The organism is Candidatus Dormiibacterota bacterium (assembly GCA_035635555.1).
GTDB lineage: Bacteria > Acidobacteriota > Polarisedimenticolia > Gp22-AA2 > Gp22-AA2 > Gp22-AA3.
Map to the genome: position 1 here is coordinate 1 of DASQAT010000020.1, position 10063 is coordinate 10063.

Consider the following 10063-nt stretch of genomic DNA (forward strand, 5'->3'; position numbering starts at 1 on the left):
GAAGGACTGGCCGGGGTTGCCGAGCATGAGAGACCCCGGGGTCATCAGCTCCCGCCCCGCGGCCGAACGGTACTGGAAGGTGCCGGCGGTCACCATGGCGATTGTGAAGCGCGCGTGGCGCTCCTCGTACGGTCGATCGCCTGGCCCGGAGGTGCAGACGACGTCCCCCACCCTCCAACCGTCGCCGCCGGCCAGCCAGCGAGTCGTCGTGCATCCCGCGGTGCCGTCGCGCGCCCGACGCTCCAGGGCCGTTTCAAGATCGAGCGCAATATTCGCCAAGACCCGGACCTCCCTGGCGTTCTACAACGCTTTCAGCATACCGGATACGAAAGGAGGAGACACGATGTACGACCACGTTTCGCTCAAAGTCAAGGAGGGGACGAGGAGCCGGAGGTTCTTCCAGCGGGCCCTCGCGCCGCTCGGCTACAAGGTGATCGACGAGTCCGAGGGGGGTGCGGGATTCGCGGCCGAGGACGCGTCGGCGCTCTGGATAGCGCAGGGGCGGCCGCACGAGCCGGCGCTGCACCTGGCGTTCGCCGCCGCCGACCGCGCCGGCGTCGACGCATTTCACAAGGCGGCGCTGGACGCGGGGGGACGGGACAACGGAGCCCCGGGAATCCGCGACAACTACGGGCCGAACTACTACGCCGCCTTCGTCCTCGACCCCGACGGCAACAACATCGAGGCGGTCTGCCAGCGGTGAATAACCCTTCCTGAGGGCCGAGGAGGTGCGCTCCGGCGCGGACGCGCACCTCCTCGGCCCCGCACCCGACCCCAGCCATCGGGAATCAGAACGTCTGCACGAAGGCGAGAGCGTTGATCCCGGGATTCCGGTCGTAGAGTCTGGCGTTCGAGACGTGATAGAGCGTGACGCCGATGCGCATCCCGTTCGTGACGGCGCACGATACGTCGAGGCTCGATCGGAACTCGATCGGACCGCCGAGATCGATGTCCCCATTCCGGTCATAGACACCCACCGCGAATCCGGGAGTCATCCGCCATCTCCGTGTGAGATCAACATCTGACCGCAGGCCTGCGTAGCCGAAGAAGGCCTCCTTGGAGGTGCCGGTGATCCCGAACGTCGGAACGAGCGAAAACCGTCTTGACTCACGCGGTTTCCAGGCCCGCGAGTCGAGGCGATACTCGAGGCCGAAGCCGTCGGAACGATGCGGGTGGCCCATGTTGAACGCCCCTATGCCCACGCTGAACGATCCGGCATGCGGGGACTGCGTGTCCCGGGCGTCAACCGCGCCCGCCGCAGCCGAGAGGACGAGAGCGATGAAGAGTGTCCGAACCGTTCGTGCCATGATCCCTTCTCCGACTTCGATTCGTACTCATGCAGCCATCTCCCTTTTCACGCCGCGTGCCAACGCTGCCGCCTCCCGAGTCGCGATGAACAAGAGGCTGGCGCGGCATCGGTTATGCGGATTGACTCCGCTGCACGGTGGAGAACTTCGACTGTCTGAAATCAAACAGGTGTCGGAGAACGATCAACAGGTCTACCCTGCGATCAGGGTGGCGATGGATTCGCGGAACGACGTCTACGGGGAGGATTTCAGGAGGCCGCACGCGCCCTGCAGGAGGCCGACAGGGCGGTCTGCCGCGGCCGCCCGCTATCGGCAGGCCCTGAGTCTGGAGCCGGACTCGCGGCGGACTCGCGAAGGATTGCGGGCCTCTCACGCGCCGCCGTAGGGGGCGGCGCGTCCTTGCGGCACGCCCGCCCGGCTACTTCTTGGTGTAGGTGATCTCCATCATCTTGAATTCCTTGCCGTCCTTGCCCGGGGCATACATTTCGAAGACCTGGACAGTCGGGCTCGTCCACCGCGTCGTCATCCGCGCCTTGACCGGGGTCTTCTTGACCGGATCGTTCCAGTGGCCGATGAAGGTGCAGCTCTTCTGCGCATCGCAGGTCCCTTCGCTCACCATCAGGCCGGTCGACATGCTGTCGTTCCACGTGGACCAGTACTTGCCGGTCACGTTGTCGAAGCCCATCATGCCGTGACCGGTGAAGGGCGAGCCCATCATCGACGAGCTGACATCCTCGACCAGCACGCGTCCGTCGAGCGTAATGGCGCGCGTCGCCGTCCCCGTCTCCTCCATCGGGGGAGCCCCGGCCGCCTGCCAGCTCCTCAACTTCAGATCGTAGTTCCCCGCCGAGGAGGCCAGCGTCTGGTGCGGGGCGCCCGGCGTGCCGGCCTTCATGTAGGCCTCCATCTCGGCCTTCTGCTCGGGAGTCATCTGCGGCGGTTGCTTTCCCGTCTGAGCGGACGCCGATGTGACCACAAGGGCGATCGCGGCGGCGGCGCACATCAATCCTGCGTGCTTGCGCATTTCGGTTCCTCCTCGAAGCGAGAGTGCGTGCGGTTCAGGGCCATGCGGGGCGCGAGTATAACGCAGGCGACGACCCGCCGCGTTCAGTATCTGGGTCCGACGCCACACGAGGTGTTGCTCCCGGCGACGAGATAGTACTCGTTTCCAGGCGGCATGCCGACCGTCGAACCGGATGCTCCGCTCTGCGCGGTTCCCGCCACTGTGCTGAACGTCCCGTTCGGGGCCGTGTCGCTGAAGACCACGTAGCCGTCGGCGTTCGTCGCGTCGTCCCACGTCAACTGGATGTCCCCGCCGTCGCCCGGGGTCGCCAGGCGGAGATTGCTCACGGGTCCCGGCATCGGAGTGCAGGACCCGGTCATCCCGGTCGTGCTGTCGGATTCACCGTCCGGCAGCGGTCCCTGACCCGTCTGGTCGAAGACACCCGCGTCGTTCGACAGGCCGAGCGCGAACTGCGTCGCCGGGCAGCCGAGGTTGCTTGCCGTGAGGGTCGCCTCGAGCCGGCAATCATTCTCTGTCACGGCGTAACCGGCCGACGAGCAATTGTTCGAGATCGCGTCGGCGATGGCCTGGCACTTCTGGGAGATCGGCATACCGGGATAGACCACGAAGCTGCCGGCGCAGGCGGCCACGACTCCGGTGGCCGCGCACAAAGAGGACAGGCGCACGTACACGGTCGCATCCCGGACGGGCGGTTGCACCGTCTGGACCGTCACCTCCACGCCGGTGTAGCCGGGGCAGAGCCAGTTGCAGAGTTTCCCGTCCCAGTTGCACGACGTGCGCGGGGGAGCGCCGAACGGATCGCACACCGGGCAGAACCAGTCGCACACGTCGGTGGACCACTGACACCCGAAGCGCGGCGCCGGACCCGGGGGATCGCACGTCGCCGTGGTCGACGCGGTCCGGATCGAGCCGATCGGCGACGCGCTCGCGCTCTGGCTCGAGGAAGCCGATTGCAGGAGAACAAGCCCGAGACCGCAGAAAACGGCCGCGCATCGGCGGGCGTATGGAAGGAGATCCGGCAGCGGGCGATGGAGCGGCATAGGCGCTTCTCGTTATCGCTTCAAGCCGCAATCCTAAGCCCCGGTGGGGGCGTGCTGTCAACCCGCCTTCATACTACAATCCCGCCGCGCCCGGCCCTGCAGGCCTCGAATCCCGGGCGCAGAGAACCAGACGGCACAGGTGACGATGATGACCGGGAGCGGCGCTGCGGGATCGGGAGCAGGGTGGGGCGGACACCCGCGCGGCCTGTCGACGCTTTTCTTCACCGAGATGTGGGAGCGGTTCAGCTACTACGGAATGCGCGCCTTCCTCATCCTCTACATGACCGCTCCCCTGGCCGCCGGCGGACTCGGCTTCGACGACATGCATGCCGGCTCGGTATACGGCACCTACACGGGGAGCATCTGGCTCGCGACCATCGGCGGCGGGCTGGTCGCCGATCGCCTCCTGGGCGCATACCGCAGCGTCCTCGTCGGCGGCGCGATCATCGCACTGGGGCATTTCACCCTCGCCTTCCGGGCGCTGCCGTTCTTCTACCTCGGGCTGACGCTCATCGTGATCGGCACCGGTCTTCTGAAGCCGAACGCCACCACGCTGCTGGGATCGCTCTATCGTCCGGACGACGCGCGGCGCGACGCCGGCTTCTCGATCTTCTACATGGGGATCAACCTCGGCGCCTTCCTCGGGCCGATCATCGCGGGGGCGCTGGCGCAGAAGGTGGACTGGCACCTCGGCTTCGGATGCGCCGGAGTGGGGATGACGCTCGGGCTGGTGCAGTACGTCGCCGGCCGCCGCCGGCTGAGGCCTGAGGAGGGGGCCGCCCCGGCGCCCCGCGCGCCTGCGGCCTCACCCCAGGCGTCCGAAGCGAAGGTGGCGACCGGGACCGCTGGTGTGAGAGGCGTTCTCGGGTTCACCGCCGTCGAATGGAAGCGCATCGGTGCGGTGTGCGTGTTCTTCCTGTTCGCCTCCCTTTTCTGGGGAGCCTACGAGCAGGCCGCCTCGACCCTCAACTTGTTCGCCGACCGGCACGTCGATCGGGTCGTCTTCGGCTTCACCTTCCCGGCCAGCTGGTTCGTGTCGATCCAAGGGATATTGGTCTTCATGCTTGCGCCGGTGTTCGCCTGGATCTGGTCGCGCCTCGGGACGAGAGAGCCTTCGACGCCGATGAAATTCACTCTGGGGCTCTTGCTCGTCGGGGTGTCGTTCGTGTTGCTGTTCCCGGCCGGCCTGAAGGCCGGCGGGCCCGGGGGAGCGCTGGTGAGCCCGCTGTGGCTCGTCGCCGCCTATTTCCTGCAGGTGTGCGGAGAAATGTGCCTGAGCCCGGTCGGCAACAGCGTGGTCACCAAGCTCGCTCCCACGCGCGTCGTGGGCCTGATGATGGGTGTCTGGTTCATGTCGATCGCCGCCGGGAACAAGCTGGCGGGCTGGTCCGCCGGTCTCGGCGCCTCGGTCCCGCTTCCCATGCTGTTCGGCGCGATCGCCGCCATCACTCTGGTCGCGGCCTTGATCCTCCTGGCGCTGAATGGACCGATCAGACGCCTGATGAGCGGCGTCCGCTAGGTCACGCCGGCGATCTCAGCGCCAGGTGACGACCAGCTCGCCATTGTCGACGCGCAGGTCGCGGATGTCGGGCGGCAGGCGGAAGCGGTCGTGGTTCTGGGGGGACTCGAAGAGGGACGCCATCGCCCGGTCCACGGTGGCCTGCGGAATCGGCAGGGAGCCGAGCTTCATCCGCGTGGGGGACAGGCGGAGGTAGCCTTCCTGGGCCGACAGGCGTCCCTCGAGCGTCAGCGACAGATCCTTCCCGTACAGGTGGAACAGGACGTAGGCGGTGATCTGGTCGCCGCTCATATGGACCTTCACGTCGCGCACGTTCGATTGCGCCTCCTCGACCGTCAGGCTGGTCGGAGAGTCGAGCGGGATCGCCCGCTCCGAACCCGACGGATCGGCGACCGGGCGCACGGGCGGCCTGGCGGCCAGCGCCAGGTTGGTCTCCATCCAGCTGTTGACCTCCGCCTCGTCCAGGCGCAGGGGCGGGGAGTGACCGAGACTTGCGTCGACCGCGAACTGCTGGAGCTTCCGCTCGAGGCGCCGCGGAGCCTCCGGGTCGCGCGCGACCTTGGGCGGGGGAGCGGTCCATAGAATGAGGACCAGCACTGTCGTGAGACCGGCGAGCAGGACCCAGCGGAACACGCGGTAGAACCGGCGAAACGGGCCCGGCGCGCCACCCGGAAGGCTCATCGACCTCTCCCCGGCGAATCCTCGCCGTTCTTCGATAATCTAGTGAGCGCGGGGCCCGATTTCCACCGGCGAACCCAGATCACGTCCCGCAGGAAATCGAGACGGTATTCGGGGACGTGCGTGATCGTCACCGGCCGGTAGCCCGCGAGCGGGTCGGTCTCGTCGGCGATGCGGCGCTCCGCGGCCGGCAGAGCCCTGCCGGGACTCTCGACCAGAAGGAGCTCACGGCCCGGATAGATGATATCCGCGCCGGACGCCACCGCCTCGCGCAGTCCCCACAGTCCGTGCCCCGCCTCCGTCCCGCCCCGATTGGTCACGAGCGAGCACAATCCATATATGTCGAACGTCGGGAGCCTCGAAGCGTACGGCAAGGCCCCGGAAGGACCGCTGGCGAGATGTGTTCCGGGAGGCGCGTTCTCCCGCAGCCAGGAGCCCAGGGCCTCCCACCAGCGCGACTGGACGCGGTGCTCGGCCATGGCGCGCCAGGCGCCGCCGATGGGGATGCGTGGCAACCCTTCGAGAGGCCCCGGGTGCGGCATCAGGAGGAGGAGACCCCAGGCCAGAGGACCGGGAGCGAGCCAGAGCGCGGCGAGCCTCGCCGGACCGGTCGGCCGGCCGTCGCCGACCCGGCCCGCCACGGTCGCCGTCGCCATGGCGACGAGGAGCACGACGAGCGGCACGAGATAGCGCCCTCCCGGCATCCAGTCCCCTCCGCGCGTCACCACGAGACAGGTCAGAAGCGCCACGGGGACGAGGATGGGGAGAAGAGCCCGCCGGCGGGGTGCCATCCACAGGAGCGCCGGAACGAGCGGCCACCACTCGGTCGCGGCCTGGCCGAGATAGCGCAGCCCGGCGGCCACCCCCGCCGGAGCCACGATCCCCTTGACCAGCGCCGGACGCGGCACGGGCGCTCCATACCAGGCCAGACGCGCGCAGGCGATGACGAGTGCACCCGCGAGGCAACCCACGACAGCGGCGCGCCCCGCGCGACCGAGGCGCCGGAAGAACAGAGCCGCTCCGAGCGCCAGGACGACCCCTTCCGGCCGGAGGGTTGCGACCAGCGCCCCCGCCGCGGCCGCGGGACCGCGCCGATCCCGGACGACCGACGCCGCCACGCTCCAGAGCGCGAGGGTGTAGGCGCTCGTCTCCAGGCCGGTCGCGGCATACAGCGCGGCCGTCGGGATCGACCCCCAGGCGATGGCCGCCAGGGCGGCGCCGCGCCGGCCGCCGCAGGCGCGCCCGAAGGCCGCGGCCGCGACGACCGAGCAGACCGCGGCGACGAGAGACAACACCCGGCCGCACAGCGCGGCGTCCACGCGGGTCAGCGCGCTCGCCAGCGCGACGGCGCCGATCCAGATCCCGCCGCTCGCCCCTTCCAGGCGTTCGCCGGGATTGAACACCGGCCCGCGGCCGGCCGCCAGGTTGGCGGCGTAGCGGAACTGGATGTACGCATCGTCGACGAGTCCGTTCGCCGCGATCGCCAGGGCCAGCGCGGACAGCAGCGCCAGGGCCAGCGACAGACGGGGGCGCGCCGTGAGAAGGACGAACGCCGCGAGGGAGAGGATCGCGCCCGTCGCCCACCAGGCGATCGAGGGCCCGAGGGGATCGAAAAGGGTGGCCGCCGGGGCCGCGTGGTGCTCCCAGCCGGGCGGCAGGGTGACCTGGTCCACGCGCCGATGCTAACACGCGACCCGGACACGCCTCCCCGCCGCATTCACCGGCAGGATCGGCACCGCGCTGTAGTAGGCTTCCTCATCCGGGAATCGAGGGCGGGAGACATCGGCATGCTCACTGGCGACGCGACCGGAGGGAATCCACTCCTCCAGGCGCTCCAGGAACGGTTTGGCTTCGAGCGGTTCCGGCCGGGGCAGCAGGACGCGGCCGCCGCCGTCCTCGAGGGGCGGGATCTGGTGGCCGTGATGCCGACCGGGTCGGGCAAGTCGCTCTGCTTCCAGCTGCCCGCCCTGCTGCTCGAGGGGACGACGGTCGTGGTATCCCCCCTCATCGCGCTCATGAAGGACCAGGTCGACGGTTTGCGGGCGCGCGGCATCGCCGCGGCGGGGATCCACTCCGGCCTCGGGGCGGCCGAGCGGGCCGCGGCGGAGTCCGATCTCGCCGCCGGACGGCTGCGTCTCGTCTACATGGCACCGGAGCGCCTGGCGAGCGGGGCGTTCCGGGCGGTCCTGGCGCGCCTGCGGATCGCTCGCCTGGTGGTGGACGAAGCGCACTGCATCAGCCAGTGGGGGCACGATTTCCGGCCGGACTACGGCCGTCTCGGCGGCCTCAGGGGAGAGCTCGGAGTCCCGGCTGCGGCGTTCACGGCCACGGCGACGCCGGACGTGCGCGCCGACATCGCGCGGCAGCTCGGCCTGTCGGACCCGCTGGAGATGGTGACGGGGTTCGAGCGTCCGAATCTGACGCTGGCGGTCGAGGCGTGCCGGTCGCGCGCCGACAAGGCGTCGGTCCTCGAGCGTCTGCTGCGCGACGTCGGGCCACCGGGCATCATCTACGCGGCGACACGGAAGAACGTCGAGATCTGGGCCGAGTATCTCGAGAAGCGGGGGCTGCGCGCCGGCCGGTACCACGCCGGGCTCGCCGACGCCGAGCGGACGCGGGTGCAGGACGACTTTTTCGCCGGACACCTCGACGCCATCGCCGCCACCAACGCGTTCGGGATGGGTGTCGACAAGAAGGACCTGCGCTTCGTGGCCCATGCCGACGTGCCCGGGAGTCTCGAGGCGTACTACCAGGAAGTGGGCCGCGCCGGGCGGGACGGCCTCCCGTCGCGCGGTGTGCTGCTGTTCGGGCCGGCCGACGTGCGGACGCAGGAATTCTTCCTGGCAGGGTCCAATCCACCGGAGGCGGTGTTCCGGCAGGTGTGGAGACTCCTGGGGGAGGTGGAGGACGACGCGGCGATCGAGGATTCGGCCGCGGCGGGAGACGCCGCGCTGGGTATGGCCGCGTCGACCGCGGCGCGTCTCCTGCGCCGGGCGGCGGAGAGCCGCGGGCTGCCGCTCGGGGAGGGCGAGCCGCCGATCGATTTCGCGGCCCAGGCCGACAAGTCGGTGCGTGACCGGACGCGGCTCGACACCATGCTCCGCTATGCCTTCGGACGGGGCTGCCGGACGCGCTTCATCTACGACTACTTCGCGGGCGCGGGGCGCCGCGGGGCGATTCCCGGCTGCGGGACGTGCGACGTCTGCCTCGGCTGGCGGCGCGTCGAGGGGCGCAGACTCGACGACCGGGAGTTCGAGCGCGTCCGCATCGCCCTCTCGGCGGTGGCCCGGCTCCAGGGCCGGTTCGGAGTGGAGCGGGTCGCCCAGGTCCTCGTCGGCAGCGGCAGCCGCGAGGTGCTCGATCGTCGTCTCGATCGGATTCCGACGTACGGCAGGCTCCGGGATCAGACGATCGACGAGGTCAAGGCGCTCCTGGAGACGCTCGTGGACGCGTCGCTCCTGGAGCGTCGCGGCATCGAGGGCGGGCGTCCCGGGGCGTTCGTCCTGGGGGTCACGGAGGAGGGGGCGGCCGTCATGCGGGCGGAGCACCGGCCGCTTCTCGCCCTTCCAGGGGACAAGCCGGCGCCGCCGCCTCGCCCCGCCCGGAGTCGGCGCACCCGGGAGGTGTCCATGGCGGGACAGGACGCGACGCCCCGGCCGGGGCCCGACGGCGAGCTCCTGCGGCGCCTGAAGACCTGGCGCTCGGCCGAAGCGAAGCGCCGCGGTGTTCCCGCATTCGTCATCTTCCACGACACGACCCTGGAGGAGCTGGCTGCGCTCAGACCCTCCGACCGCGGGCGTCTCCGGTCGGTGCGGGGAATCGGGCCGGCGAAGATCGAGCAGTATGGCGACGACCTGCTTCTGATCCTGACGCCGCGCTCACCAGAGGGCTGATCCCCGTGACTCATCGCCGCGCCGTCCTGACGCGTGTTCTGGGAGCGGTCCTGTTCCTGGGGCTCGCTGGACACCCCCTCACGGACCCCGGACTGTCGGCGGCCGCGCCGCAGCTCAAGGTCTACTTCGCGGCCGATTTCAAGGACGAGGCCTACCAGAAGAAGATCTACACGAAAGTCGCGTCGGCGTGGAAGCGTCCGGCGAGCCTGCCGGAAGCGGGGAAGAAGGCGGTTGTGATCGTGGTCATCCAGAAGGACGGCACGGCGCCGGCTCCAACGCTGCACCTGGCGAGCGGCTCCGATCCCTGGGACAAAGCGGCGCTCGATGCCGTCCGTAAGGCCGCGCCGTTCGACCCGCTGCCGAAGACCTACTCCCGACCCGGCGTCGAGGTCCATTTCCACTTCGAGTACGACTGAGTCCTCGTTCCGTCCCACGCTCCATCCCGCTCAACGTGGCGCCGTGAGTGTTGCGACCGAAGGCGTGAGGGTGGTCGGAGGTCGTGTCTTCTGGCGGACGACGGTGGTGGGGTGCGGTTGCGGAAGTGATTGAAGGGTCGTCTCTTGCTCGAGCCGGGTCTGTGGCACGCTCCTTGAGTCTTCGGG

At 69.5% G+C, this 10063-nt stretch carries 10 protein-coding genes; 4 read left to right on the plus strand and 6 right to left on the minus strand.

The genetic code is table 11. From position 1 onward, the window contains the following. A partial coding sequence (locus tag VEW47_05410) for an AraC family transcriptional regulator (GenBank protein ID HYS04613.1) occupies window positions 1-279 on the minus strand: 279 nt, incomplete at its 3' end. Between the two features lie 64 nt (window positions 280-343). Between VEW47_05410 and VEW47_05415 the strand changes: the two genes are divergently transcribed. Further along, on the plus strand, window positions 344-703 hold the full coding sequence (locus tag VEW47_05415; GenBank protein HYS04614.1) for a VOC family protein: 360 nt from the start codon (window positions 344-346) through the stop codon (window positions 701-703). Between the two features lie 85 nt (window positions 704-788). On the opposite strand, the gene VEW47_05420 is transcribed toward VEW47_05415, so the two are convergent. From VEW47_05420 to VEW47_05430, 3 genes are all read right to left on the minus strand, one after another. Beyond that, window positions 789-1307 (minus strand): acyloxyacyl hydrolase, encoded by a 519-nt coding sequence (locus VEW47_05420; GenBank protein HYS04615.1) that lies wholly within the window; start codon window positions 1305-1307, stop codon window positions 789-791. A gap of 418 nt (window positions 1308-1725) precedes the next feature. Further along, complete coding sequence (locus VEW47_05425) at window positions 1726-2331, minus strand: DUF1579 domain-containing protein (GenBank protein HYS04616.1); 606 nt, start codon at window positions 2329-2331, stop codon at window positions 1726-1728. An 83-nt stretch (window positions 2332-2414) separates the two neighbouring features. Then, window positions 2415-3371 carry a hypothetical protein gene (locus tag VEW47_05430; protein HYS04617.1) on the minus strand — a complete coding sequence of 319 codons (957 nt, stop codon included), beginning with the start codon at window positions 3369-3371 and terminating at the stop codon, window positions 2415-2417. 145 nt (window positions 3372-3516) lie between these two features. Between VEW47_05430 and VEW47_05435 the strand changes: the two genes are divergently transcribed. Beyond that, on the plus strand, window positions 3517-4890 hold the full coding sequence (locus tag VEW47_05435) for a peptide MFS transporter (protein HYS04618.1): 1374 nt from the start codon (window positions 3517-3519) through the stop codon (window positions 4888-4890). A 15-nt stretch (window positions 4891-4905) separates the two neighbouring features. Here the strand turns inward: VEW47_05435 and VEW47_05440 are convergent, their stop codons facing one another. Further along, entirely contained in the window at window positions 4906-5571 is a 666-nt protein-coding gene (locus tag VEW47_05440) for a hypothetical protein (protein HYS04619.1), read from the minus strand. After that, window positions 5568-7241 carry a hypothetical protein gene (locus VEW47_05445; protein HYS04620.1) on the minus strand — a complete coding sequence of 558 codons (1674 nt, stop codon included), beginning with the start codon at window positions 7239-7241 and terminating at the stop codon, window positions 5568-5570. Before VEW47_05445 ends, VEW47_05440 begins: the two co-directional genes overlap by 4 nt. A gap of 114 nt (window positions 7242-7355) precedes the next feature. Between VEW47_05445 and VEW47_05450 the strand changes: the two genes are divergently transcribed. Further along, a complete protein-coding gene (locus VEW47_05450; protein HYS04621.1) occupies window positions 7356-9461 on the plus strand; it encodes an ATP-dependent DNA helicase RecQ in 2106 nt (701 codons plus the stop codon). Window positions 9462-9466: 5 nt separating this feature from the next. Continuing rightward, window positions 9467-9877: an energy transducer TonB gene (locus tag VEW47_05455; GenBank protein HYS04622.1), complete on the plus strand. Its 411-nt coding sequence runs from the start codon at window positions 9467-9469 to the stop codon at window positions 9875-9877. Window positions 9878-10063 lie beyond the last annotated feature (186 nt).